The 26,231-nt window shown below is 64.5% G+C and carries 21 protein-coding genes and 1 pseudogene; 14 read left to right on the forward strand and 8 right to left on the reverse strand.

Translation table 11 applies throughout. From position 1 onward, the window contains the following. Positions 1 to 2 precede the first annotated feature (2 nt). Positions 3 to 2,219: a manganese-exporting P-type ATPase CtpC gene (gene ctpC, locus AC5Y2L_RS17090; protein ID WP_499937093.1), complete on the forward strand. Its 2,217-nt coding sequence runs from the start codon at positions 3 to 5 to the stop codon at positions 2,217 to 2,219. A 79-nt stretch (positions 2,220 to 2,298) separates the two neighbouring features. Here the strand turns inward: ctpC and AC5Y2L_RS17095 are convergent, their stop codons facing one another. From AC5Y2L_RS17095 to AC5Y2L_RS17105, 3 genes and pseudogenes are all read right to left on the reverse strand, one after another. Next, on the reverse strand, positions 2,299 to 2,556 hold the full coding sequence (locus AC5Y2L_RS17095) for a hypothetical protein (protein WP_499937092.1): 258 nt from the start codon (positions 2,554 to 2,556) through the stop codon (positions 2,299 to 2,301). Between the two features lie 305 nt (positions 2,557 to 2,861). After that, positions 2,862 to 4,244 carry a bifunctional DedA family/phosphatase PAP2 family protein gene (locus AC5Y2L_RS17100; protein WP_499937091.1) on the reverse strand — a complete coding sequence of 461 codons (1,383 nt, stop codon included), beginning with the start codon at positions 4,242 to 4,244 and terminating at the stop codon, positions 2,862 to 2,864. Between the two features lie 24 nt (positions 4,245 to 4,268). Next, positions 4,269 to 4,529: pseudogene (locus AC5Y2L_RS17105) on the reverse strand (ArsR/SmtB family transcription factor); the annotation flags it as partial. Between the two features lie 515 nt (positions 4,530 to 5,044). Between AC5Y2L_RS17105 and AC5Y2L_RS17110 the strand changes: the two are divergent. Further along, positions 5,045 to 6,376, forward strand: coding sequence for an ATP-binding protein (locus tag AC5Y2L_RS17110; RefSeq protein WP_499937165.1), 1,332 nt, complete (start codon positions 5,045 to 5,047; stop codon positions 6,374 to 6,376). Here AC5Y2L_RS17110 and AC5Y2L_RS17115 read toward each other — a convergent pair. Next, on the reverse strand, positions 6,360 to 7,037 hold the full coding sequence (locus AC5Y2L_RS17115) for a response regulator transcription factor (protein ID WP_499937089.1): 678 nt from the start codon (positions 7,035 to 7,037) through the stop codon (positions 6,360 to 6,362). The genes AC5Y2L_RS17110 and AC5Y2L_RS17115 overlap by 17 nt on opposite strands. Before the next feature lie 292 nt (positions 7,038 to 7,329). Between AC5Y2L_RS17115 and AC5Y2L_RS17120 the strand changes: the two genes are divergently transcribed. The 3 genes from AC5Y2L_RS17120 (at position 7,330) to AC5Y2L_RS17130 (ending at position 10,920) form a co-directional block, all read left to right on the forward strand. Then, complete coding sequence (locus AC5Y2L_RS17120) at positions 7,330 to 8,499, forward strand: fatty acid desaturase family protein (protein WP_499937088.1); 1,170 nt, start codon at positions 7,330 to 7,332, stop codon at positions 8,497 to 8,499. A gap of 724 nt (positions 8,500 to 9,223) precedes the next feature. Continuing rightward, positions 9,224 to 10,105, forward strand: a complete 882-nt coding sequence (locus tag AC5Y2L_RS17125; protein WP_499937087.1) for a DedA family protein — start codon at positions 9,224 to 9,226, stop codon at positions 10,103 to 10,105. A gap of 41 nt (positions 10,106 to 10,146) precedes the next feature. After that, a complete protein-coding gene (locus AC5Y2L_RS17130; protein WP_499937085.1) occupies positions 10,147 to 10,920 on the forward strand; it encodes an FHA domain-containing protein in 774 nt (257 codons plus the stop codon). 264 nt (positions 10,921 to 11,184) lie between these two features. Here AC5Y2L_RS17130 and AC5Y2L_RS17135 read toward each other — a convergent pair whose 3' ends face one another. From AC5Y2L_RS17135 to ricR, 4 genes are all read right to left on the reverse strand, one after another. Beyond that, positions 11,185 to 11,517: a hypothetical protein gene (locus AC5Y2L_RS17135; protein WP_499937084.1), complete on the reverse strand. Its 333-nt coding sequence runs from the start codon at positions 11,515 to 11,517 to the stop codon at positions 11,185 to 11,187. Between the two features lie 75 nt (positions 11,518 to 11,592). Then, a complete protein-coding gene (nicT, locus tag AC5Y2L_RS17140; RefSeq protein ID WP_499937083.1) occupies positions 11,593 to 12,633 on the reverse strand; it encodes a Nickel transporter NicT in 1,041 nt (346 codons plus the stop codon). Positions 12,634 to 13,185: 552 nt separating this feature from the next. After that, the gene (locus AC5Y2L_RS17145) at positions 13,186 to 13,974 is read right to left on the reverse strand and encodes a DUF1326 domain-containing protein (protein ID WP_499937081.1); all 789 of its coding nucleotides are present in this window, start codon (positions 13,972 to 13,974) and stop codon (positions 13,186 to 13,188) included. A gap of 131 nt (positions 13,975 to 14,105) precedes the next feature. Then, on the reverse strand, positions 14,106 to 14,396 hold the full coding sequence (ricR, locus tag AC5Y2L_RS17150; protein WP_499937080.1) for a copper-sensing transcriptional repressor RicR: 291 nt from the start codon (positions 14,394 to 14,396) through the stop codon (positions 14,106 to 14,108). A gap of 790 nt (positions 14,397 to 15,186) precedes the next feature. Between ricR and AC5Y2L_RS17155 the strand changes: the two genes are divergently transcribed. From AC5Y2L_RS17155 to AC5Y2L_RS17195, 9 genes are all read left to right on the forward strand, one after another. After that, on the forward strand, positions 15,187 to 15,861 hold the full coding sequence (locus AC5Y2L_RS17155; protein WP_499937078.1) for a TetR/AcrR family transcriptional regulator: 675 nt from the start codon (positions 15,187 to 15,189) through the stop codon (positions 15,859 to 15,861). Between the two features lie 526 nt (positions 15,862 to 16,387). Further along, complete coding sequence (locus AC5Y2L_RS17160; RefSeq protein ID WP_499937163.1) at positions 16,388 to 17,104, forward strand: MlaE family ABC transporter permease; 717 nt, start codon at positions 16,388 to 16,390, stop codon at positions 17,102 to 17,104. A gap of 1 nt (position 17,105) precedes the next feature. Then, positions 17,106 to 17,972 carry an ABC transporter permease gene (locus AC5Y2L_RS17165; protein WP_499937076.1) on the forward strand — a complete coding sequence of 289 codons (867 nt, stop codon included), beginning with the start codon at positions 17,106 to 17,108 and terminating at the stop codon, positions 17,970 to 17,972. Between the two features lie 5 nt (positions 17,973 to 17,977). Next, positions 17,978 to 19,204: an MCE family protein gene (locus tag AC5Y2L_RS17170; RefSeq protein ID WP_499937075.1), complete on the forward strand. Its 1,227-nt coding sequence runs from the start codon at positions 17,978 to 17,980 to the stop codon at positions 19,202 to 19,204. After that, positions 19,201 to 20,241 (forward strand): virulence factor Mce family protein, encoded by a 1,041-nt coding sequence (locus AC5Y2L_RS17175; RefSeq protein ID WP_499937074.1) that lies wholly within the window; start codon positions 19,201 to 19,203, stop codon positions 20,239 to 20,241. The genes AC5Y2L_RS17170 and AC5Y2L_RS17175 overlap by 4 nt, the downstream gene beginning before the upstream one ends. After that, positions 20,238 to 21,797: a virulence factor Mce family protein gene (locus AC5Y2L_RS17180; RefSeq protein WP_499937072.1), complete on the forward strand. Its 1,560-nt coding sequence runs from the start codon at positions 20,238 to 20,240 to the stop codon at positions 21,795 to 21,797. Before AC5Y2L_RS17175 ends, AC5Y2L_RS17180 begins: the two co-directional genes overlap by 4 nt. Next, on the forward strand, positions 21,794 to 23,359 hold the full coding sequence (locus AC5Y2L_RS17185) for a virulence factor Mce family protein (RefSeq protein ID WP_499937071.1): 1,566 nt from the start codon (positions 21,794 to 21,796) through the stop codon (positions 23,357 to 23,359). The genes AC5Y2L_RS17180 and AC5Y2L_RS17185 overlap by 4 nt, the downstream gene beginning before the upstream one ends. A 164-nt stretch (positions 23,360 to 23,523) precedes the next feature. After that, complete coding sequence (locus AC5Y2L_RS17190; RefSeq protein WP_499937162.1) at positions 23,524 to 24,660, forward strand: MCE family protein; 1,137 nt, start codon at positions 23,524 to 23,526, stop codon at positions 24,658 to 24,660. Between the two features lie 3 nt (positions 24,661 to 24,663). Continuing rightward, positions 24,664 to 26,214, forward strand: a complete 1,551-nt coding sequence (locus AC5Y2L_RS17195) for a virulence factor Mce family protein (protein ID WP_499937069.1) — start codon at positions 24,664 to 24,666, stop codon at positions 26,212 to 26,214. The last annotated feature ends 17 nt before the right edge of the window (positions 26,215 to 26,231 follow it).

A 26,231-nucleotide genomic window follows, 5' to 3' on the forward strand; every position in this document is an offset into this window, starting at 1 on the left:
ACATGACTGTTGTCGATGACTCTGCGTGGGGGATTGTTTCGGATGCCGCTGGGCGGATGCGGGTCAAGGTTGCGTGGGTGTGCTCGGATTCGCGCCGCGCCGTGGCGGTCGAGGAGTCGGTGGGTCGCCAGCGCGGGGTGCGGGCGGTGCACGCCTATCCGCACACCGGATCTGTCGTGGTGTGGTATTCGCCGAAGCGCTGCGACCGCGCCGCAGTGCTGGAGGCGATCTCGGCAGCCAAGCATGTCGCCGCCGAGCTGATCCCCGCGCGCACCCCGCGGTCGTCCGATGTCCGCAACACCGACGTGCTGCGCATGGTGATCGGCGGCGCGGCGCTGGCGTTGCTCGGGATCCGCCGATATGGGTTCGGGCGGCCGCCGCTGCTGAGCTCGACCGGACAGCTGGTGGCTACCGGGGTGACCATCTTCACCGGGCATCCGTTCCTGCGCGGCGCGCTGCGCTCGTTGCGGTCCGGTCGCACTGGCACCGATGCCTTGGTGACAGCGGCCATGGTGGCCAGCCTGGTGCTGCGCGAGAGCGTGGTCGCACTCACCGTGCTGTGGCTGCTGAATATTGGCGAATATCTACAGGATCTGACCGTGCGGCGCACACGGCGGGCCATTTCGGATCTGCTGCGCGGCACCCAGGACAGCGCATGGATTCGCCTTGCCGATGGCACCGAGGTGCAGGTGCCCATTGACACGGTGGAGATCGGCGACGCGGTGGTGGTGCGCGATCACGTCGCGATTCCGGTCGACGGCGAGGTGATCGACGGGGAGGCGAGTGTCGACCAATCCGCGATCACCGGGGAAAACCTGCCAGTCAGCATCATCGTGGGCTCAGCGGTGCATGCCGGTTCGGTGGTGGTGCGCGGACGGCTGGTGGTGCGCGCCAGCGCCGTTGGTAAGGACACTGTTATGGGCCGCATCATTTCCCGGGTCGAGGACGCCCAGCACGATCGGGCACCCATCCAGACCGTCGGGGAGGACTTCACCCGGCGCTTCGTGCCGGCCTCGTTCATCCTGTCGGCGTTCACCCTCGCGCTCACCGGGGATGTCGGGCGGGCGATGACTATGCTGTTGATCGCGTGCCCGTGCGCGGTGGGGCAGTCCGCGCCGACGGCGATCAGTGCGGCGATCGGCAACGGGGCGCGCCGCGGCATCCTGATCAAGGGCGGCTCGCATCTCGAACAGGCGGGCCGGGTGGATGCGATGATATTCGACAAGACCGGCACGCTCACGGTGGGGCGCCCAGTGGTGACGAATATCGTTGCGCTGCATAAGGATTGGCAGCCGGAAGAGGTTCTGGCCTATGCGGCCAGCTCCGAGATCCATTCGCGTCATCCGCTGGCCGAAGCGGTGATCCGCTCGACCGAGGAACGCGGCATCAGCATCCCGCCGCATGAGCAATGCGAGGTGCTGGTCGGGCTGGGCATGCGCACCTGGGCTGACGGGCGGATCCTGCTGCTGGGTAGCCCGTCGCTGCTGCGCGGCGAGAAGGTCAGAGTCTCGAAGAAGGCCTCAAAGTGGATTGACGAATTGGGTAAGCAGGCCGAAACCCCACTTCTGCTCGCGGTGGATGGCGATCTGGTGGGGTTGATCAGTCTGCGCGACGAGGTCCGCCCCGAGGCGGCCGTGGTCCTGACGAAGCTGCGAGCCAACGGGATACGGCGAATCGTCATGCTCACCGGCGATCATCCCGAGACCGCCGAGGCGGTCGCCGCCGAACTCGGCATCGACGAATGGCGCGCCGAAGTGTTGCCCGACGACAAACTCGAGGCGGTCCGCGCGTTGCAGGCCGAGGGGTACGTGGTCGGGATGGTCGGTGACGGGGTCAATGACGGGCCGGCCCTGTCGGCCGCCGACATCGGGATCGCCATGGGGCTGGCCGGCGCCGATGTGGCCGTCGAGACCGCCGACGTCGCACTGGCCGACGACAATCTGCAACGGGTGCTCGACGTGCCCGACCTAGGCGCCCGCGCCAACCGAGTAATCCGGCAGAACTACGGCATGTCGATCACGGTCAACGCCGCCGGACTGCTGATCGGCGCCGGCGGCGCACTGTCCCCGGTGCTCGCCGCGATCTTGCACAACGCGTCCTCGGTGGCCGTGGCCACCAACAGCTCCCGGCTGATCCACTACCGCCTCGCGCCAAATGGGCAACGCATCACCGCATCCGGGGGATCTGGCCCGATCGAAGGCGTCGACGCGGAAATTTAGGTAGATACCGAGGATGGACGTCGATGCGGCCCAGACGAGGCGGCGCGACGACGAGTGCAGCGGGCGTCTCGCTTCCCAGTCAAGAGCGGTGCACTGGCCCGTGTAGTTCTACACGGTGCTGGTCGCGGGTGTGACGATCGCTGGTGACGGCGTCCACCTGCAAGGCGGTGTGCTCGAGCGCGAACTCATCGTGTAGCACCGATTCGATGTATGAACGCGCCGCGCGACAAGCAACGCCGCCGCCAATAAGCGCGTGTGCCGACCGCGACAACTGGCCGGAAATGATCTGCCAAACGTGCAGGTCGTGCAGTTCGACCACCTGCGGTCTCGCAACCATCCGGGTGCCGATCGCGGCGGGATCCAGGTCCCAGCGGCTGGAAGGCGTCGACGTTGTCGGGGCCTGGTGTGCTGATTGGGATTCCAGGCCTCGGGGTCGGTGGCCAAAAGCTCGGCGACACGGTCGTTGCGGGCCTGCTGCCACCGCGAACCAACACCCCTCGCGCGCGTTGGTTTGGCCTTCTTGAGCATACGCATCACCCGGTACTGCAGTGTGCTCCCGGTTGACGTGTCTCCGAGAACCACCTCGGCGGCGGCGTGGGATCCTTGAGTCCCTGCCGCGGAACCGTTGTCACCACAGGTGCATCAGTCCAGGTTGCCAACCGCCTCGGCCTCTCGACTTGGCCTGCGGTGCTGCCGCGCCGCCCCGAAATGGGGCGGCAACAATGACAGCCCGCTGAGGGCCAGGGTGAGCAGCAAGCCGCCGAGCGCCCAGCCACCGACTACGTCCGATGGCCAGTCAACGCCGAGGTAGGCCCGCGTCGCACCGGCGACAACGGAGATTGCGACGCCGGCAATAACTGCGGTCACTCGGTGGCCACGGCCGCACAACCAAGGCCAGGCTAGGGCGATCACCAGCCCCCAAACCAGGACCGACATGCCCGCATGGGCCGAGGGGAAGGCGTAGCCCTCAGCGCTGGTCAGCCAGTCAACCTGGGGCGGGCGCTGCCGGTGCACCAGCAACGACACACCGGTGCAGATCAATTGCCCGACCATCAGGGCCGGTAGTGCGAAGACAGCTTCCCAGTAACGCGTGCGCCAGACGACCAACACCACCGCGATGACGAGCACCACATAGGCGACAGGAGTACTGCCCAGGTAGGTAAGGAAGCGTGAAAGGTCCGAGAGGGCCGCCGAGCGATGATCAACAAGGAATGCGTGCCAGCGCGGATCTGCGCGTGCTAGCCCTTCGTGGTCGCCTAGATCTTCTAGGACGCCGCCGAACAACCAGCCGGCCCCTGCAGCGGCCGCGATTGCCAAGGTCAGAGGACGCCCCGTCCACGTCTCGGTTGACAGTCGCGCATCGACGAGCGGCGCCACCCGCGGGTGCCGCCGCAGGTGGCCCACGAGGTAGCCGCCGATAATCAGCGCGAGCACACCGAGGCCGATGATGCTCACGCGTTGTTCAGCGGCGTGGTAGCTCTTTGCGGCGATGTATCCCACACTGGCCGCTGCCCCGGCCCAGGCGATGCCGCCGACGACGTTGAATATCAGAAATGTCGCGTACGGTAGCCGGCTCACACCAGCCATCCCGGGTACCAGGACCCGAAGTGCTGTGGTGAACCGCCCGACAACGACGGCCCACCCTGGACGCCGCCGCAACAACGCACTCGTGCGTTCGACGTGTTGCGGCTTGACGAGCCGTTTCGGCAGCCGATCGAGCAGGCGCTGGCCGTAGCGCCTCCCGACCTCGTAGCCGATACTGTCGCCGATAATCGCGCCAGCTGACGCCACGAGAATTACGAGCCAAAGCGGCAAAGCGCCTTGGCTGGCAACGACCCCGGCAACGAGCACCGCGGTCTCCCCGGGAACGACAATGCCGACGAACGCCGAGGACTCCAGCAGCGGAAGCAGAAAAACGGCGCCGAGAACCCACATCGGTGGTAGCTTGACGAGCCAGTCGATGACGTAATTCATCGCGTCACCTGCGAGCGCGGCGGCGCGCATCCGAGCCACAGCCGCAGGCATCGCTCATCCCGCGGCCTCCCCGGCACGTGAGAGCCGATACACCGACGCGCGGCCCTGCGGGCGGTAGTCAATCAGCCCACATTCGCGCAGGCAGGCCAGATGGGCCGACCCCGTCGATTGGGCCAACCCCAGTTCGCCGGTCAGATTCACCACACGTGCCTCACCGACGGCCAGCCGGCGCAGAATCGCCAACCGCGTCGCGTCGGAAAGGCCATGACACAACGCCGTCGCCGCATCCAAAGCCCCTAGCTCCGCCGCGGTCGTCACATCACTTGTCATCGCCATAGCGTAGGCACCCCCTGTTGATCGATCATATTCAGCATTATCGCAATATAACGATGATTGGCTGTAAAGGGGGAAGGGCCGAATATCTTGCTGAACCTGGCGGAACAGTGCTGGTGAAGTCCTCCGCGGCACTGGATGCAACGCTGCTACCAGGCGCCGGTGCGGCGCGGTCGAGAGTGTTCGTACTCGCACTCGTCGTAGGCCGCGCCCCGCCAGCCGCGGGGGAGAAGGTGACAAATTGCAGCCCCGTAACGCATCGCGCCGGGCATGGGCTACATGTGGCAGGGTGTCCTTTGGGACGCTGACCACCGTTCGGGCCAACGGCGGTGTGTCAGCGGCGGCCGGTCTGTCACCATGACGGGCGTAAACCACGAGACGCCCACGGCGCCCGGCGAGGGAGGGAGTGGGTGAAGGCGTCAGCGTTGCGCGCAGCCCGCTGGGTCGTGATCGGAGGCCGGCTTAATCCGACGCGCGCGAGCGTGCGGACCCGCTCGGCGCTAGCGGCCGCAGTGGTGATGACGGTGTGTTTGGCCATCGCCAGCGGAGCTCTGTCACTAATCTTGTACCGATCGTTGGCGTCCAGCGCCCGGCACGCGGCGGCTGTACGCGCAGAGCAGATCAGCGCACAATTGCGCACCCATACCCCCGGGGAGCTGGAATCGGCGCTGTTGGCCACCGACAGCCAGATCGGTGCGGTTCAAATCCTCGACAACACCGGAACGCTGCTGGCCGCGTCAGCCGGAGCCCCACGATCGCCGCTGGCCACCGTGTCGTTGACCCCAGGGCAGGCCCGCAACGTGGGCCGGGTGAAAGGCCCCCGCGAAGACTATGACTATTGGCTGTTCGCGCGCGCGGCCAAAACGTCCAGCGGCACCGTCACCATCCTGGTCGGCGCTGACCAAGAACGGGTGGAATCGGTGGTGAGGAAGGTTGCGGCCCTCCTGGCGATCGGCTCTCCGGTCATTGTGGCATTGGTCGTGATAGGCACCTACCGGCTGGTGAGCGCGGCGTTACGGCCGGTGGAAGCGATGCGTGCCCGGGTGGCGTCGATCTCCAGCACCGACCTTTCCAAACGGGTACCGGTACCGCATACCCGTGACGAAATCGCCCAGCTCGCCACCACGATGAACGCCATGCTCGCCCGGCTGGAGCGCGGCCGAGCCGCCCAGCACCGATTCGTCAGTGACGCCTCCCATGAACTGCGCAGCCCCCTGGCCACCATCACGGCCGCCCTCGAGATGGCGGTCAGCCGGCCCGAACTCATGGACAACCAGCTGATCGACGAATCGCTGCTGCCCGAAGCCCGCCGCATGCACCAGCTGATCGAGAATCTGCTATTGCTGGCCCGCTCGGATGAAGATGCGCTGGACCTGCGTCACGACGACGTCGACCTCGACGATCTGCTGGTGGCCGAAGGGAACCGGCTACGCGCCCTCGGGTCGGTGCACATCGTCACCCACATCGAGGCGTGCCGCACCGTCGGCGACCGCGCCGCCTTGGCCCAGGTGATCCGCAATCTGGTCGACAACGCCGCGCGGCACGCCGCGAGTAGGGTCGATGTGGGCTGCCACTCCGACGCCGCGCACGCCGTAGTCACGATCGCCGATGACGGGCCCGGCATCCCGACTCAGGAGCGGGCACGCATCTTCGAACGGTTCGTCCGCCTCGATCCCACCCGCACCCGGTCCTCCGGTGGATCCGGTCTGGGCCTGTCCATCGTGGCAGAGGTCGTGCGCGCCCATCACGGGGACATCACAATCGCCGACGCGCCTCAAGGTGGTGCGATGTTCACTCTGACATTGCCGCTGCCTCAGCGTGATTCGGACGCAACTAGCACGGATCGGTGAGCAGCCGGTACCCGACGCCGCGCACCGTTTCGATGGTGGCCAGCCCGAACGGGGTGTCGATTTTGCGCCGCAGATAGCCGATGTAGATTTCCACGACGTTGTCATCGCCCTCATAGTGCGAATCCCACACCGAGCGCAGGATCGCTGACTTGCTGACCACATCTCCCTTATGGCGCAACAAGAATTCCAGCAACCCGAATTCACGGGGAGTCAACTCCAGCACCGCCTGGCCACGGGTCACCCGTCGCCGAGCCGGATCCAATGCCAAGGTGCCCGCGGTCAACACGGTCGGGCGTTCGGGGGCCCCACGCCGCACCAGAGCCCGCAGACGGGCCACCAGGACCACGAAAGAGAACGGTTTGGTCAGGTAGTCATCGGCCCCGATGTCGAACGCGTCGGCCAAATCGTATTCGCCGTCCTTGGCAGACAACATCAACACCGGTGTCCACACCTGACGCGTCCGCATCTCCCGCACTATCTGATAGCCACTGAGCCCGGGCAGCATGATGTCGAGCACCACCACGTCGAATTCTCCGGTCGTGGCGGCAGCCAACCCCTGCAAGCCGTCGGGCTCGACGTCGACAACGAATCCTTCAGCGACCAGCCCACGACGCACCGTCTCGGCGAACCGGGGTTCGTCCTCGACCAACAGCACGCGCACGACACCTCACCTCCGGTCTGTTGCTGATGTCCAGTAGAGCAGAAGCGCCGACGGGTCTCAGCGTCCTCACAGCCGCCAGCGGCAAGGCTGTTTTCATGACCAATCTGCGAGCGGCACCATAAGAGCAGGAAGCAATCGCCGGCACCACCGCGGCGGCGGCATCGCCTGCCGCGTTCGGCGTCGTCGAGTTTCTTCCCGGCTCGCGCCCGACGGCGTCCAGATCCTGACCTGCATCTCCGCGGCCGCCAGCGACTGCGACATCGAACTTTAAATCCCTAGGGAGACATCTCAAATGACTGCTATCCAACGCAAACACGACGATCCGACCGCGCATCTGAGCGCCCAGGACATCGAAGACATCGGCGTTGAACTCGATGCCATCCGGGCCGCGGTGATCGCCAGTCGGGGTGAGCGCGACGCCGCTTACATCCGCAAGGTCATCGACGGCCAGCGCAAGCTCGAATTGAGCAGCCGCGTGTTGCTGCTTTTTTCGCTGTTCCCGCCCGCCTGGATTCTTGGGACCGCCGGGTTGTCGGTCTCCAAGATCGTCGAGAACATGGAGCTCGGCCACAACGTCATGCACGGTCAGTGGGACTGGATGCGCGATCCCAAGATTCACTCGACCACCTGGGAGTGGGACAACGCCTGTCCGTCGGAGATGTGGAAACACTCGCACAACGAGCTGCACCACACCTGGACCAACGTGCTGGGCAAGGACCACGACCTCGGCTTTCGCATCATGCGGGTCGACGAGGATCAGCCCTGGAATCCGTTCTATTTGATTCAGCCGCTGACCAACGTCGCCAACGCGTGCATCTTCCAGTACGGAATCGCCATCTACGACCTGGAGATCAGCGCCTATCTGAAGGGCAAGGCCGACAAGGACGTGTTCCGGCGCCAGGGCAAGGAGGTGCTGACCAAGATCGGGCGCCAAGTGCGCAAAGACTATGTGCTGCACCCGTTGCTGTCGGGTCCATCGGCCGTCACCACCTTTACCGCCAACCTGACGGCCGACCTGGTGCGCAACCTGTGGACGCATGCGGTCATCATGTGCGGGCACTTCCCCGAGGGCGTCCAGACCTATGAGAAATCCTCCATCGACGGTGAGACGCGCGGCCAGTGGTACCTGCGGCAGATGCTCGGCTCGGCCAACATCAGCGGTAGCCCGCTGATGCACTTCATGACCGGTAACCTGTCGTTCCAGATCGAACACCACCTCTTCCCAGATCTGCCCAGCAACCGCTACCAGGAGATCGCGCCGAAGGTGCAGGATCTCTTCGAGCGCTACGGACTCACCTATACCAGCGGTCCATTGTCGAAACAGGTTGCCTCGGCGTGGAGGAAGGTGTTCCGACTGTCGCTGCCCAACGACTTCGCACGCAAGGCTACGGCGGCACTTTCACCGGCCACCGTCACGCGTGCCGTCTTCGGTAAGCCGAGCGGTGCCGCCGCAGCCGCCTAGCCCAGCGCCCTGAACTGGCCCTGGTCCGCCATCGCTTTGGCCCAGTGCTGGCGCTACTACTCACCGTCTCCGGTGTCGCGCTGATGTCCCGGCAACCAAATATGTGGGGGTATGTACGGCCGCCCGGTGGTGGTACCGGCCTCAGCCCGACCGCACAATGCGGCGGACTCACAATGGCAGAACCGGGTTGCGAGGAAGGTGACGAATTTTCTCGATCAGCTTGCTACCGATGATCTTCACCGACAATCAGGGCGGCACCCGTCCATAACACGCCGGGCGACCACCGCAACAACGGCGCCGATCACCACCACTGCCAGCACGTTGCGCGGGTCTCACCTGTCCACGCAGCCATCGGAGATCACGCCGCCATCGCTACCGTCAATAATCACGCTGCCATCGCTACCGAACCGCGCCGGGCGCCCCAACATCGGATGTCGCTGACTCGGTTTCACCACACCGCCTCGCTATTGACCGACCGTAGGTGCTGGCCGCCGGCGGCTAAGGCCAAAACTTGCCCGGGCCACCCCCCGAAACCCGGTCTCATGGCCCTCGCTTCCGCTGCCGGACTGCCAGACTGCGACGATGTGGTGGCCCGCTTCGAGCCGATTCTTAAGCCTGCAGTGCATGTCGAGCTGTCCCCTTTTGTCTGTTGTTGATCTCCGGCAGAGCAGAAGCCCCGACGGGTCTCAGCGTCCTCACAGCCGCCAGCGCCAACGCTGTTTCCATGACCGATGTTCGAGCGGCACTAGAGCAGGAAGCAATTGCCGGCACCACAGCTACCGCCGCATCGCCGGCCGCGTTCATCGCCGCCCCAGCCATTTTCCCTGCCCAGGTACTCCTATCGGCCGGCCGTTATATCGCCGCCGCAACCGCGTTAGGGTTGGTCGGATTGTTCCTGCCCGGCGATTCGCTGCTGTTCACCACTGGTGTCCTGGCCGCGCAGACCGACCTCGTCGTTCCGCTGTGGATGCTGCTAATCACCGTCCCGGTCGCCGCCGTCGCCGGTGATCAGTGCGGTTTCCTCGTCGGCACCAAGGCGGGACATACGGTATTTGACCGGCCCAGGGTCAAACGCTTAGGACCCGACCAGCTAGCCCGCGCCCAGGCGTTCTTCACCACCGACCGCGCATTAGCCGTGGTGTGGGCCCGATTTGTTCCCACCCTGACATCGGCTATCGCGGGCGCATCCCGAATGCCCTACCGCACCTTTGTTGCCTACAGCGTGGTCGGCGCGCTGGCCTGGGGAGCGGGAGTGCCGACAGCGGGATACCTGTTCGGTCCGATCGGCTTCGTCGCAGCCCACATCGGGGCGATGTTCATCACGGTCGCCATCGTCTCGGTCCTACCGCTGCTGCTCGGCTACAACCGTACCCGGCTGCGCCGCCGGCCAGCAGACCAACCCACGACGCGCACCCCGCTGGACGGCGCAACTGCGCTCGCCCTATGCCGATCAGGCTGCCCAGGTCGTGTCTCGACGCCGGAGCTAAACCGGCAAAATCATCATGGCCCGCGCCAGCTGAGGTGCGGGCACAGCCAGACCGCCCTGGCAGGCATCACACTGGCCGCACCGATTGTTCGACCGCCCTCGGGGGTATGCGTCGAATGACAATGGCCGGTTACCGCAGCACGCCCCATGGCCTAAGAAACGTGAGCGAGGGCAGCCCCTCCCGGCTGACTGTCTGGCTCGGTGCGGCGATGTACACCTTCCACGCCGGTGATGTCACCGTGGGCCGCGACCGCGATTGCGACATCTGTGTGTCCGGCGGCCCGGCCCGCGAACTGATATCGCGCAGGCATGCGATCTTGCGCTTCGACGGCACGCACTGGCAGGTAGTCGACACCAGCCGAAACGGCGTTTTCGTCGGCGGTACTCGCGTCGGCGCATTGGTCATCCGTGACCGGCAAAACATCACGCTCGGTGGTCCGCACGGGCCGCGGTTGATGTTCCGGGTCGGCACCTTTACCGAACCGTCCACCCCCGGCAACCCGCCCAGCCTGGAGTTCACACCCACCTCGACACGCACGCCGCGCCTTGAGACGCCCAGCACGACCCGATTCGCCTTGATCGAGCCGCGTCGGGGCGAACCGGACTTCGAACGTGTCGGCGACACGATGCGTCTCTCGCCCCCACCGCCATTCGTCGGGGGGACGATCGGTCGCGCCATGACCAATCACCTCGTCGTCGAGGATGCGTGGGTATCACGCATGCACGCGCTGCTGGTGCCGAACCCCGCGGGTCTGGAGATCCGTGACGTAAATAGCCGCAACGGCACATTCGTCAACGGCGTACCGATCACTCGTGCATTGTTGCGCGACGGTGACAACGTTACCGTCGGCAACACCGACTTCGTAGTATCGGGTAACACCCTGGTACCGCACCCGCGCCCTTCAGCGGGTCCAGCGCCCTCGCACTGGCGCTGACACTCCCTCCCCGTTGAGTCGGTCATGGTGTCACCGACCGAGCGACGCCCTGGACGGCGCGAAGCCGTCCGTCGGCCGGGGCGACGGCGAGATTTCGAGCGCGCGAAATCCGCGACGAACACGTGCACGCCCAGCCCGTTGGGCTTGAGCCGCAAACTGCGCTGGCAACGCCTGCATCAACGCGCGCGCAAAGCATCGGCCTGACGGCGTTTGGCCGCAGCTTCAGGTGATGCTGTCTGCTCAGTACCGTGCGACCGTGCTCGGTCATGCACCTCCGCGGCCAGGTCTTTGCTGTGACAGCCGACGAGCTGCCAGATCGGCCATCTCGGTGGATTCGCACGCCAGTAGCACATCCTTGCCCGCCGAGACATCGGCGCGGTGGGCGGCCAGAGCGTCGGCGGCCATGGCCACCGGATCCCCAGTGTGCAATCGCTGGTGGCCGCGGTACCACTCGACGGCGCGGCGCGCTGGTGCCGGGCCGCCGTCCCGCAGCGCCAGAGACGCTGAGCATTCTTCGGAGTCCACACACCCGCCATACCTCGACAGCTTTTGCGTCCACGGCAGGTCGGTGCAGAGTTGGGCGAACATGCCGGACATGCGCGGAATGATGACCGTCCGCTCCCACATCCCTTAACGCCCAACGATTTAGGGAAGTGCACGGGCCCGGCGTGTTTAGTCCGCTGTTGTTGTTCGTGGGGCACGCCAGCGTTCTTCGATGCGCCCGAAGCGCCAGACCGTCAGCGCGATCAGCCAGGTGACGAGGAAGAGGCCGACGACGGTATAGCCGATGGCGCCGAGTTCAAGGGATGCGACCCAGCCCAGGAAACCGGAGTCGATGCCGAGCTTCTCGGCGAGCAGTCCGAAGAGCTCGATAAGTCCGATGATCAAGGCGATCGCCACCGACAGCGCAGTGATGGTCAGGTTGTAGAACACCTTGCGGACGGGTTTAAGGAACGCCCAGCCGTAGGCGCGGGACATGAACACCCCGTCGAGGGTGTCGAAGAAGCACATCCCGGCCGCAAAGAGGATCGGCAGGACCAGCACCGCGTACCAGGGCAGCGCGAACGCGGCCGAGCCCGCGGCCAGCACCAGCAACGCGACCTGGCTGGCGGTGTCGAATCCCAGCCCGAACAACAACCCCACCGGGTACATCTGCCAGGGCTTGGTGACCGAACGCATGATCGGCCCGAGGACGCGGGCCATGAAGCCGCGAGAGTTGAGCTGGCGTTCCATCTCAGCCTCGTCGAGCGCGCCGCCGCGCATCTGGCGGAACACTTTGACGATGCCAGCGAGGGCCACCAGGTTGATCAGCCCGATGAGCACCAGGAACGTCCCGGAGACGATAGTGCCCACCAGGCTCAGGTTCTCCTGCAACACCGACCTGTTTTTCTCGGCCCCGATTTGCCCGGCGAGTGCGCGGATTCCCAGGGCCAGCAGCAGCGAAACGGTAAACACGACCGTGGAGTGGCCCAGGGAAAAAAAGAACCCCACCGACAATGCGCGTCGGTTCTCCCCGACCAGCTTGCGGGTGGTGTTGTCGATGGCGGCGATGTGATCGGCGTCGAAGGCGTGGCGCGACCCCAGCAGGAACGCGGTGACACCCAGACCCCCACCGAACACCCCCGAGGGGCCCAGGTCATAATGCCGCGGCGTGATGAACAACGCCAACACACCCCAGCCGAGAACGTTGAGCAGCAGGATAAACCCGGCCATCCCGGCCAGCGATACCCAGTCCTGGCCGGACAGGCTAGCGTGGAACCGGGCAAATCGGGATCCGTCAGCCTCACAACAGGGGCGTGGGTCATGGGTTCCATCACCTCGTCGAGTCACGCTGCGCGCCGACCACCATAGTGGAGCCGTACTACTGCAACAGAGCACGATGACGCTAAGCCACGCCCGAGGTGAATTGCACTGGGACTTGCAATTCTTCTTGCGAATTAGCGGCTTGTGCGTCGGGGCGTCATAGACACTAATCAACGCACGGGACGGACACTGAATCATGGGGGGCGCTTGGGCGGGCGGCCCGCCTTCGGCGCCACCGTGTGGCAGTGAGTTGTTCACGGTGGCTCTCGCTTGAGGCTGGCCGGACCGGCGCTGCAGCTCACCGGAACTGTGGCGGTAGCCAGGATTTGCTCATGCTTTCATCGTAGCCCTACGGGTACAGCTGAGCTGACCGCCATCGCGCGTCGCTCGTACGCCGCATCGACCAGTCGGTTGAGGCAGCGACGCGGTGCGGCGCATCAGCGCACCGAGGTCTCGAAGTGGTCACGCCACCGGTGGAGAGCGCTTCACGTGGTAGTACCGGCATTGTGTTCCCTCGCTTCGGATGCCGGACATCATCTGACTGGTGCCGGTGCTGGCCGTGTGCTGTCGCCAGTCAAACGAGAAGTGTTTACTGGACTGGCCCCGATGCTCATGAGACCAGTCGAATCCGACTGCATGGTCGCGTTTGACCACTCCCCAGGTGGCGATCTGACCGGGCCCCACCTCTGCTCCCGGCGCGTTGACGGTCGTCACCCGTCGGTTTGGATCTGCGGTAGGCCCGGTCAACGCCTCGACGCGCAAATCGACTTTGCCGGGAATCTCGGCGCGCCAGTAGGCGAGGTCTTCGGCAGCGTCAAATGTGACCGGGGCGTATTCGATGCCGCGCAATTCCTGGATCAAGCTGGCGAATTCACCGGGCCAGCCGCCCTCCTTGCCGGTAAAGATCTGTTCGAGCGCAGCCCGCTGATCAGCGTCGGCGTTGGAGTCGATGTAAAACATCAGTCTCATCTTCGCGTTGGGATCGCTGACCCACATGTTGCCGGCGAATTCGCCGAGCGAGATCACGCTCAGTCCAGTCAGGTCGACATCACCGAAGTGTCCTTCACGGATGTGCCACACCAAGGTAAAGAGGCAATCTCCGTGGGTCGGTTCTTGCGCAAAGCTGCACGGGCACGGCAGTTTGCAACTGCACACATCGAACCAATCGCCACGCAAATACCACTCAGATGTCCCCGCAGCCACCAGTTCTCCCTTCACCCATACCCTATAGGGGTATCCACACCCCCGCATGACGATAGCGTGCATGCATCGCATTCGCAAGTACCCCTATGGGGTATCAATCCGTTTGCTTCGCGCTGGGAACTGGCTTGCGGGGCGCGGTCAAGTCCGGCCCAGCTGTTACCCCAATTAGGCCGTCGCGATCATGAGCGTACGAGGCGCGCGATGGCGGCGGAAGCTTCAGCCAGCTTGGTCTGAGCCTCGTCGCCGCCCTCGGCGACCGCGCGCGATATGCAATGATCCAAGTGCTCATCGAGCAGGTTCAGTGCCACCGCGCGCATGGCACTGTTGACGGCGCTGATCTGGGTGAGTACATCGATGCAGTACTTGTCTTCCTCGATCATCTTGGCGATGCCGCGGACCTGACCTTCGATGCGGCGCAGCCGCTTGGCGTAGTTGTCCTTCTGAGCTGAATATCCGTATCGGGTTGGCATCTAACCTCCTGGGGCCTTCCTCGGTGACCTCGGCGAGCTTCGGCCAGCTCGGTTGCTTTCCGTGGCGGCCAATCATCGACTGCAGCCACAGCGTATTGAGGCGCGCGCCGCATGGACGACGTGCTGAACGTTGTTGTCGCTGCTTGTGAAGTGGCTCAAGACATCGCAATGCGGCTCGTCGGGCTGACGGGGAAGGAAAACCCCTAATAAGTGATCCGCCCCTGCCACCGGCCAGGTCCACTCGACCGTGCTAGGCCGCTGGAATACGCCCGTGAAAGTGTGCGCCAAATCTGTCATTCGGTCAGCATAGGAGTTGTCCCGAGTGGCCGGTTACGAATTCCGCTGCTTCCCGCCATTCGGGGTTGTCCTCGCCTGAAGCATGCGGCGGTCCAGCAAGCAGTCTGGCCACATCACAACCCGGGCAGCAGTGAATGTCAATTGCTAAATACAACATCGGCAACTGGGTGGCAACCGGACGAATTGCGTCGCCGAGCTGCCGCGGCACTCGAACGGTCATGATGACGTTTCGACGTCCGGCCTGGGCCGCCCCGGCGACATCCAAGCGCCGCGACCGCTTGATGATCCGATCCACCGTCGGGAGATGGGAGTGGCGAAGAAAAGGGGCCGGGATCGGCGCTCTGGTGGCTCAGACAGCATCAGTGCAATTCAGAGCGCCGACGATATGGCGGGAATCTGCTCACGATGGCGCCGCTGCGACGGCGGCTATGTCCTCATCGCACACATGTGGACTAGATTGACCGCTCGTACGGTTATGGAGTGCGGAGGTTACATGCCAAGATCTGTAGGCCGGCGGGCGGAGATCCTCGATGCGTTCATCCGCCACGTCGCCGAGCGAGGCTACGACAGAGCCAACATGGGCGATATCGCCAACGAGCTGGGTATGTCGAAGGGCACCATCGTTCACCACTTCGGCAGCAAAGCGCAGATGCTTCGCGAATTCGAGGAGAACCACCTGCGCCACCAACTCGAAGTGACCCGCAAACTGTGGGAACGATTCAGTGCCCCGCAAGAACGCATCGCCGCAATCATCTACGCCTTGATATTCATGCAAGTGATCCGGCGTGACGCGGCGGTGGCCAGCCAGCGCGAAGTTGTTCAATTGACCGATGATCCGCATATGCGTGAAGTCCACAAGCTTCGCGGTGAACTACATGGGCTCATCACTGCCGAATTGCGCAGCGCTATCGACGCCGGCGTGTTTCGCAGCGTCGATGTCGAACTGGCCGCGCTACAGCTCTGGGGAGCCGTGCAATGGATGTGGGTGTGGTTCGACCCGGATGGTCCTCGCAAACCGGAAGAGGTGGGCGCCGCCTTCGTCGACGTGGTCCTTGGCGGCCTCCTGCTCGATAGGCTCGGTCTCAACCGATGGACCGACCCGCGCGGCGAGGTGGTAACTGCGGTACGGGAATGCCTTGCGGCCGTGGTGGATACCACCGATCGTTGACGCGGTAGCGAGGCTTCGACTCTGCGCGTAGCTTCACGATTCCGAATGCGAGCAATGCGAACTTTGTCCTCGCGCCAAATAGGCACGGGCGTAAACCATTCGTGTGCTAACTGTACGTACGGTTAGTAAAAACCGCCTCACGCGAGACCAGCCCCGTCCGGCATGCCGACGCAGATATCTCGAATTGCACCCCGAATCCGCTGGCCACACCCCCTCTCTCACGGGGCCTGCGTCGGCCAGCATCCCCACGCTGGCTCACTCAAATGTTACAAACGAGCGCCCTATTTGACTGTACGACCGGTCAGTCTCGTTGTAAGCTGCGTTTCGCGCACGGAGAAAGGACCAGCCTCGACATGACGACCGCCAAGCCGCGGCTTCGCAGAGATGACACTGGTCGGCTGCGACGTGATGAGCGTGCTTCCAGGTTCGCAGCGGCGGTGCGGGGGTGAGCACATCGGCAGCGCTGACCAGCCGCCTGAGGGCTCAGGCGACGCCGGCCCTGACGGCGGTCGGTGGCTTCGCCCGGATGTGTGTACTGGCGGCTAAGGCGTTGTTCCGCAGCCCATTTCAGTGGCGCGAGTTCATCTTGCAGGGCTGGTTCATCGTGCGGGTCGCCATCATGCCGACGGTTGCGGTGTCCATACCGCTGACCATCCTCATCATCTTCACGCTCAACATCCTGCTGGCTCAGTTCGGCGCCGCCGACCTCTCGGGAGCGGGTGCCGCGCTCGGCGCGGTGACCCAGCTCGGTCCGCTGACCACGGTGCTGGTGGTGGCCGGTGCGGGCTCGACTGCCATCTGCGCCGACCTGGGCGCACGCACCATCCGCGAGGAGATCGACGCCATGGAGGTCCTCGGCATCGACCCCATTCACCGGCTGGTGGTGCCTCGCGTGCTCGCCGCAACCATGGTCGCCACGTTGCTGAACGCCTTGGTGATCGCCGTCGGCCTAGTCGGCGGCTTCCTCTTCGGTGTTTATCTGCAGCATGTGTCCGGCGGGGCCTACCTTGCAACGCTGACTACCATCACCGGCCTTCCGGAGGTGGTCATCGCGATAGTCAAGTCCGCGGTGTTCGGGCTGATCGCCGGCTTGGTCGGCTGCTATCGCGGGCTGACCGTTCGCGGTGGGTCTAAGGGACTGGGTGTGGCGGTCAACGAAACGGTGGTGTTGTGCGTGCTTGCGCTGTTCGCGGTGAACGTGGTGCTGACCACCATCGGTGTGCGGTTCGGAACAGGACACTGACATGACCGCCACCGTCCTACGTGCCCGCTATCCCCGGACCGCCGCCAACCTTCAGCGCTACGGCGGTGCCGCCGGCCGCGGACTCGCCGAGGCTGGGCAGCTGGCGTCGTTCACGCGGATCAGCATCGGACAGATCTGGCACGCGTTGCGCAACTACCGCACGGAGACGCTGCGGCTGATCGCCCAGATTGGCATGGGCACCGGTGCGATGGCGGTGATCGGCGGCACTATCGCGATTATCAGTTTCGTCACACTGTCCACCGGGTCGTTGATCGCGATCCAGGGCTTCGCGTCGCTCGGCAATATCGGTGTCGAGTCGTTCACCGGTTTCTTTGCCGCCCTCGTGAACGTCCGCATCGGGGGACCTGTGGTGAGCGGCATCGCGCTGGCGGCCACGGTGGGTGCCGGCGCCACCGCTGAGCTGGGTGCCATGCGGATCAGCGAGGAGATCGACGCGCTGGAAGTCATGGGCATCAAATCGATTTCGTACCTGACGTCCACCCGGATCATCGCCGGCCTGGCGGCGATCACCCCACTGTATGCGATGGGTCTGATCATGGCGTTCTTGTCCCCGCGGGTGGTCACGACCGTGCTGTACGGACAGTCAAGCGGCACCTACGAGCACTACTTTCGGACATTCCTTCGCCCCGAAGACGTGGGCTGGTCGTTCGCGGAGGTCATCGTCATCTCCGTAGTCGTGATGATCAGCCACTGCTATTACGGCTACACCGCCAGCGGCGGTCCGGTTGGGGTCGGTGAGGCGGTCGGCCGATCGATGCGTTTCTCGCTGGTTTCGGTACAGATCGTCGCGCTGATGGCCGCTTTGGCGCTCTACGGCGTCAATCCGAACTTCAACCTCACGGTGTAACCGCCATGACGACGCAGCGACCGGGCAAGGAGAACAAGCCCCGCACACCGCACTACAAGGTCGAGGGCGCCATCTTGCTGTTGGTGGGGGCGCTGGTATTTGCCTTGGTGTACAAGCAGTTTCGAGGCGAATTTATCCCGACGACCACGTTGACGATGCTGGCGCCGCGGTCGGGCCTGGTGATGGATGCCGGTTCGAAGGTCACCTACAACGGGGTGGAGATCGGCCGGGTGGCAGGCATTTCCGAGGTCAAGAAGGACGGCCAGCCGGCGGCGAAGTTCCTGTTGGATGTCTACCCCCGCTATCTCAAGCTGATCCCGGCCAATGTCGACGCAAATATCAAGGCCACCACGGTGTTTGGCGGCAAGTACGTGTCATTCACCACTCCGAAACATCCCACTGCGCAACGGATCACGCCGCAGCACGTGATTGATGCGAGGTCGGTGACGACGGAGGTCAATGCCTTGTTGCAGACGATCAGCGGGATTGCCGAGAAGCTGGATCCGGTCAAGGTGAACCTGACGTTGAGTGCCACCGCCCAAGCGTTGACCGGATTGGGCGACAAGTTCGGCGCTTCGCTGGTGAACGGGAACACGATACTCGACGACATCAATCCGCAGATGCCCAAGATTCGCTATGACATACGGCAATTGGCGAATCTGGGCGATATCTACGCCAACGCATCGCCCGACCTGTGGGACTTTCTCAACAATGCCGTGACCACGGCGCGCACCCTGACCGGTCAGCAGAACGACTTGGATGCCGCGTTGTTGGCGGCGGTCGGGTTCGGCAATACCGGCGGGGACGTCATCGAGCGCGGCGGGCCCTATCTGGTGCGCGGGGCCGCAGACTTGGTACCGACCGCCCGGCTCCTCGACTACTACAGTCCCGAATTGCTCTGCACCATACGCAATTTCGCCGACGTCGGGCAGAGCGCGAACGGTCCCGTCGGGGGCGCCAACGGATATTCGTTGCTTGCCACGGTCGAGATCCTGGGCGCGGAGAACCCGTACGTCTACCCGGACAACCTGCCGCGGATGAACGCCAAGGGCGGCCCGGGCGGCCGCCCAGGGTGCTGGCAACCGATCACGCGTGACCTGTGGCCGGCGCCGTATCTGGTGGCCGACACCGGCAACAGCATCGCTCCGTACAACCACTTCGAAATCGGCTCACCCTGGGCCATCGAATACGTCTGGGGTCGGCAAATGGGGGAGAACACGATCAACCCATGAAAATCACCGGCACAGCCATCAAACTCGGCATCTTCTCCTTGGTGCTGCTGCTGATCACCGCGACGATCATCGTCGTGTTCGGTCAGATCCGCTTCGATCGCTCCTACACCTACTCCGCGGAGTTCAGCACGGCCAGCGGGCTGCGCAACGGTCAGTTCGTGCGGGCCTCGGGGGTCGAGGTCGGCAAGGTCAAGAAGATACGCCTCGTCGACGGCGGCAAACGGGTCGCGGTGGACTTCGATGTCGAGCGCTCACTGCCGCTGTATCAGTCGACGACCGCATACATCCGCTACGCCGACCTGATCGGTAACCGCTACGTGGAACTCAAGCGCGGCGAGGGCGAGGGCGCTGACCGAATCCTGCCGCCGGGTGGATTCATCCCGCTCTCCCGTACCCAACCCGCATTGGATCTCGACGCCTTGATCGGTGGTTTCAAACCGTTGTTTCGGGCGCTGGATCCACACAAGGTCAACGCCATTGCGTCATCGATCGTCACCGTCTTCCAGGGTCAAGGCGGCACCATCAACGACATCCTTGACCAAACCGCGCAACTGACCGCCCACATCGCCGAACGCGATCAAGCAATCGGCGAGGTGATCAACAACCTGGACACCGTGCTGGACACGACGGTTCGGCACCGCAACGACTTCGACCAAACCGTCAACAATTTCGAGATTCTCATCACCGGACTGCGTAACCACGCCGACCCGCTGGCTGAGGCCACCGCGCGGATCAGCAACGCCGGTGGAAGCGTGGGCGACCTGCTGGCCGACGACCGGCCGGTCCTCAAGGACGACATCGCTCGCCTGCAAGGCGTGCTCCAGCCGCTGGTCGACCAGCGCAGCGATCTTGACAATCTGTTGACGAAGCTTCCAATAGTTGAACAATCCATCGCCCGCGTCGTGGGTACCTACGGTGATTTCGCCAACTTGTATCTATGCGACATCACGCTGAAGCTGAACGGTCTGCAGCCCGGCGGCCCGGTCCGCACAGTCAGGCTCACGCAGCAGCCCACGGGTAGGTGCACGCCCCAATGAGAACGCTGGAGCCTCCTAACCGGGTCCGGGTCGGACTGATGGCCATTGTGGTGGTGGCGCTCGTCGTCGCTGTGGGCCAAACGTTCACTAGCGTGCCGATGTTGTTCGCCCAGCCCACCTATTACGCCCAATTCGCCGACACCGGTCAACTGAACAAGGGCGACAAAGTACGCATCGCCGGCATGGATGTCGGGAAGGTCGAGGCTATCGCGATCGACGGTGATCACGTGGTCATGAAGTTCTCCATGGGCACCAACACAATTGGCACCGAAAGCCGACTCGCGATCAAGACCGACACCATCCTGGGCAAGAAGGTGCTCGAGATCGAGCCGCGAGGCAACCGAACGCTACGCCCCAACGGTGTACTGCCGCTAGGCCAAAGCACCACCCCGTACCAGATCTACGACGCATTCTTCGACGTCACCACGGCGGCCTCGGGCTGGGACATCGACTCGGTGAAGCGATCGCTGAATGTGTTGTCGCAGACCATCAACCAAACCTACCCGCACCTGAGTGCCGCCCTGGACGGCGTGGCCAAGTTCTCCGACACCATCGGCAAACGCGACGAACAGATCAAACACCTGCTCGCCCAAGCCAATCAGGTGGCCAGTGTCCTTGGCGAACGCAGCCAGCAGGTCAACACCCTGTTCGTCAACGCCAACACTCTGCTGGCCGCCGTCAACGAACGCAGCCGCGCGATCGACGCGCTGCTCGACAATGTGTCCAAGTTCTCGGCGCAGGTGCAAGGGCTAATCAACGACAACCCGAACCTGCATCAGGTGCTCGAGCAACTGCGCACGGTCAGCGACCTGCTGGACAAACACCGCAACGACCTGGTCACCTTTTTGGCCGCCGGCAAAAACTACGTCACCGGGCTGGCCGAGGCCAGCGCGTCGGGCCCGTATCTCAAGGCGATGATTGTCAACCTGCTGCCGTATCAGATTCTGCAGCCGTGGGTGGATGCGGCGTTCAAGAAGCGCGGCATCGATCCGGAAAACTTCTGGCGCGGTGCGGGACTGCCGGCGTTCCGGTTCCCCGACCCCAATGGCACCCGGTTCCCCAACGGCGCGCCGCCGCCCGCGCCGCCGGTACTGGAGGGGACCCCGGATCATCCCGGCCCGGCGGTGCCGCCAGGATCGCCATGCTCGTACACCCCGGCGGCCGACGGCCTCCCGCGGCCCTGGAACCCACTGCCGTGCGCCGGGCTGAGCATCGGCCCGTTCGGCGACAACCCCTTCGGAGCACCCGGCTATGTGCCGCCGACCGATGTCATGACGTCGCCGCCGAACCCCGATGGGCTGCCCCCGACACCGGGGATCCCGATCGCCGGGCGGCCGGGCGCTGCGCCGCCAAACCTGCCGGGCACCCCAGTGCCGCTGCCGCCCAACGCGCCACCCGGCGCACGTAGTGAAAATCTGGCACCGCCCGGTCCCACTGCGCCGCCGTCAACCATCGCGCCCGGGCTTCCGCCGGCACCACCGGCGCCGCCGGGACCCGGACCGCAGCTGCCGGCTCCGTTCATCACGCCAGGTGGAACGGGAGGTAGCAGCCAATGAGCACCATCTTCGATATCCGCAGCCTGCGGCTGCCGAACATGTCGCGGGCGTCGATAGTCGTCGGATCGCTCGTGGTGGTGCTGGGTCTGGTCGCCCTGTTCATCGGCCGGGAGCTCTTCACCAAGCTGACGACCAACACTGTGGTCGCCTACTTCGCGGAGGCAAACGCGCTGTATGCCGGGGACAAGGTCGAGATCATGGGCGTGAAGGTCGGTGCGATCGACAACATCGAGCCGTCCGGCGACAAGATGAAAGTGACCTTCCACTACAGCAATAAGTACAAAGTGCCCGCCGACGCGTCAGCGGTGATCGTCAACCCCACCCTGGTGGCCTCCCGCAGCATCGTGCTGACACCGCCCTACAAAGGCGGCCCGGTGTTGGCCGATCACGCGACGATCCCGATCAATCGCACGCAGGTGCCGACGGAGTGGGACTCGGTGCGCAACAGCATCACCAACATCATCGACAAACTCGGCCCGACACCCGATCAGCCCAAGGGCCCCTTCGGCGACGTTGTCGAGTCGTTCGCCGACGGACTGGCCGGCAAGGGTAAGCAGATCAACACCACGCTGAACAATCTGTCGCAGGCATTGACCGCCCTCAACGAAGGCCGCGGCGACTTCTTCGCCGTGTTGCGCAGCTTGGCGCTGTTCGTCAACGCGCTGCATCAAGACGACCAGCAGTTCGTCGCGCTGAACAAGAACCTGGCCCAGCTCACCAACAGTTTCACCCACTCCACCCATGGGCTGGCCGACGCGCTGCAGCAGACCGACGAACTACTCCGCACGGCCCGCAAGTTCTTCGCCGAGAACCGCGAGGTCCTGGCCCACGACGTCAACAACCTGGCCGACGTGACCAACACCCTCGTGCAACCGGCCCCGTTCGATTCATTGGAGACCCTCCTGCATGTGTTGCCGAATACGGCCAGCAACGTCCTCGGTATCTACGAACCGACGCACGGCGCGCTAACCGGCGCTCCCGCGGTCATCAACTTCGCGAACCCAATGCAGTTCCTCTGCAGCAGCATTCAGGCCTCGAGCCGGCTCGGTTATCAAGAATCCGCCGAGCTGTGTGCCCAGTACCTCGCGCCGGTGCTCGACGCGATCAAGTTCAACTACCCGCCGTTCGGCCTGAACTTGTTCTCAACGGCCAGCACTTTGCCCAAGTACGTCGCCTACTCCGAGGAGCGGCTGCGACCGCCACCGGGATACAAGGACACCACGGTGCCCGGCATCTTCGCCCCCGACACGATGCTCTCGCACGGCAACCACGAAGCGGGCTGGATCGTCGGACCCGGCATGCAGGGCGCGCAAGTCCAGCCGTTCACGCAGAACTTGTTGACGCCGGATTCGCTGGCCGAACTCATGGGCGGACCCGATGCTGCGCCGCCGCCGCCGGCGCCGAACCTGGCCGGACCGCCCAATGCCTACGACCAGAACAATCCGTTGCCGCCGCCGTGGTATCCGCAACCCCTGCCCTCACCGGCGCCGGGCCCCCCAGGTCCGCCGGCTGAGGCGCCGCTCGCCGCTGAAGCGCCCGCACCGACGGGGCCGGGCCGGTGAGGCGTGCGACGAGCGCGTTGCGCGCGAGAAGTGAGCCGAGCCAACAGGTTCCGAGGCGTGCGACGAGCGCGTTGCGCGCGAGAAGTGAGCCGAGCCAACAGGTTCCGAGGCGTGCGACGAGCGCGTTGCGCGCGAGAAGTGAGCCGAGCCAACAGGTTTCGGGGCTGGCGGTGGGTGGTGCCCGTTGCTGGGCTTGGCGGGGACTGGTTCTCCTGTTTGCGGCATTGATCCTGACCTCGTGCGAATGGCGCGGAATCGCCAACGTGCCAGTTCCCGGTGGTCCGGGTACCGGACCCGGCGCCTACACGGTCTATGTCCAGATGCCGGACACGCTGGCGCTCAACGGCAACAGCCGAGTGCTGGTGGCCGATGTTTTCGTCGGCCGGGTGCGCGCGATCAACATGAAGAATTGGACCGCCACCCTGACGCTCAATCTGGACAAGGACGTTCGGTTACCGAAGAACGCCACCGCCAAGATCGGTCTGACCAGCCTGCTGGGGACTCAGCATATTGAGCTGGCCCCTCCGCCCGACCCGTCCCCGGAGCCGTTGAAGAACGGCGACACCATCCCGCTGAAGAATTCGTCGGCGTATCCCACCGTGGAACGCACCCTGGCCAGCCTCTCGTTAGTGCTGACCGGCGGCGGCATCCCCAACCTGGAGGTCATTCAAAACGAGGCCTACAACATCCTCACCGGCCGCGCCGACCAGATTCGGCATTTTTTGTCCAAGTTGGACACCTTCACCGACCAGTTGAACCAGCAACGCGACGACGTCACCCGCGCGATTGATTCGACGAATCGTCTGCTGACCTACGTTGCGCGCAGGAACGACACCCTGGACCGGGTGCTGACCGAATTCCCGCCGCTGATAAAGCATTTCGCGGATACGCGCGAGTTGTTCGTCCAGGCGGTCGAGGCAGCGGGAAGGATCAGCGCCGCCACCGACACGACGGTGTCGGCCGCACGCGCCAATTTGGACCAGAACCTGCGGCTGTTGTTGCGTCCGCTCAAACAGATCGGCCTTGCCGCGCCGTATTTGGTTCCCGGGCTGAAATGGATATTCACCCAGCCCTTCACCGTCGACAGTGCAGGCAAGCTGGTGCGTGGCGATTTCGCCAACGGCTCCGCGACGTTCGACCTGACGTTGAGCGCAATCGACAACGGGTTTCTGACCGGGACCGGTTTCTCCGGGGCGTTGCGTGCGCTGGAACAATCCTGGGGTCGCGACCCAGGCACGATGATTCCGGACGTGCGCTACAACCCGAATCCGGCCGATGCCCCGGTGGAACGGGGTGAATGAGCGATGATCACCGCGTTCATCCGCAGGCAGCTGATACTGTTTTCCGTCTTGACCGTGATCGCGGTGGTCGTGCTGGGCTGGTATTACCTGCGCATCCCTACCTTGATGGGCGTCGGCCAGTACACGTTGAACGCTGATCTGCCCGCCTCCGGTGGGCTGTACCGGACCTCCAACGTCACCTACCGCGGTATCACCATCGGCAAGGTGACCAACATCCAGCCGACCGAGACCGGTGCGCGGGCAACCCTGAGTATCGACAGCAAATACAAGATTCCGATCGACGCGACAGCCAACGTCCACTCGGTGTCGGCGGTTGGCGAGCAGTATCTGGACCTGGTGTCAGCCGGAAATCCCGGGGCGTTTTTCTCACCGGGACAGACCATCACCAAGGGCACCGTACCCAGCGACATCGGGCCGGCGCTTGATGCCGCCAACCGCGGCCTGGCGGCATTGCCCAGGGACAAGATCGCCACGCTGCTCGACGAGACAGCCCAAGCGGTCGGCGGCCTGGGGCCCGCGCTACAAAGGCTGGTCAACTCGACCCAGGCTTTGGTGGGTGACTTCAGGACCAACCTGGGGGACGTCAACGACATCATCCAGCATTCGGCGCCGATCCTCGACAGCCAGGTGAACTCCGGTGACGCCATCGAGCGGTGGGCCCATAACCTGAATCTCTTGGCTGCCCAAACCGCTGAGCGGGACCGGACGCTGAGAAGCATCCTGTCCCAGCTGGCCCCCACCGCCGACCAGGTCACCGAGGTGTTCAGCGACGTCCGCCAGTCGCTGCCCCAGACCTTGGCGAACCTCGAGATCGTGCTCGACCTGGCCAAGCGCTACCACAAGGCCCTCGAGCAGGGCTTGACGCTCCTGCCGGAGGCCGCCTCAGCCGAAAAGACCGTTCTTGTCGGGTTTCCCGGCCGGGTCGCGCTGGACTTCAACCTGACGGTCAATCAGCCGCCGCCCTGCTTTACCGGCTTCTTGCCGCCCTCCCAATGGCGCTCCCCGGCCGACACACGACCCGGCCCGGTGCCCCCCAACACGCTGTACTGCAAGATTCCGAAAGAAACCCCCGGATACGTGCGCGGGGCACGCAACTTCCCCTGTATGGACTTTCCCGGCAAGCGCGCCGCCACACCGGGGGAGTGCCGCAGCAAAGACCCATACGTTCCGTTGGGCACCAACCCCTGGTACGGCGAACCGAACCAGCTGCTCACCTGTCCGGCTCCCGGTGCGCGGTGCGATCAGCCGGTGAAGCCGGGACTGGTCATACCGGCGCCGCCGGTGAACAACGGCCTGAACCCGGCGCCGGCCGACCAGGTAGCCGGGACACCGCCACCGGTGAGCGATCCGCTGCAGCGGCCGGGATCGGGCACGGTGCAGTGCAACGGGCAACAGCCCAACCCGTGCGTATACACGCCCAACGCCGGTCCGCCGGCAATCTATCTGCCACAAAGCGGCGAGGTGGTGACGCCAGACGGCGTCCGGTACACCGTGGAGAACTCAGGGCACACCGGAGACGACGGATGGAAGGCCATGCTGGCGCCAGTCCGCTGACCCCTGGTGCGCCAAGC

The organism is Mycobacterium sp. NGS66 (assembly GCF_059812225.1).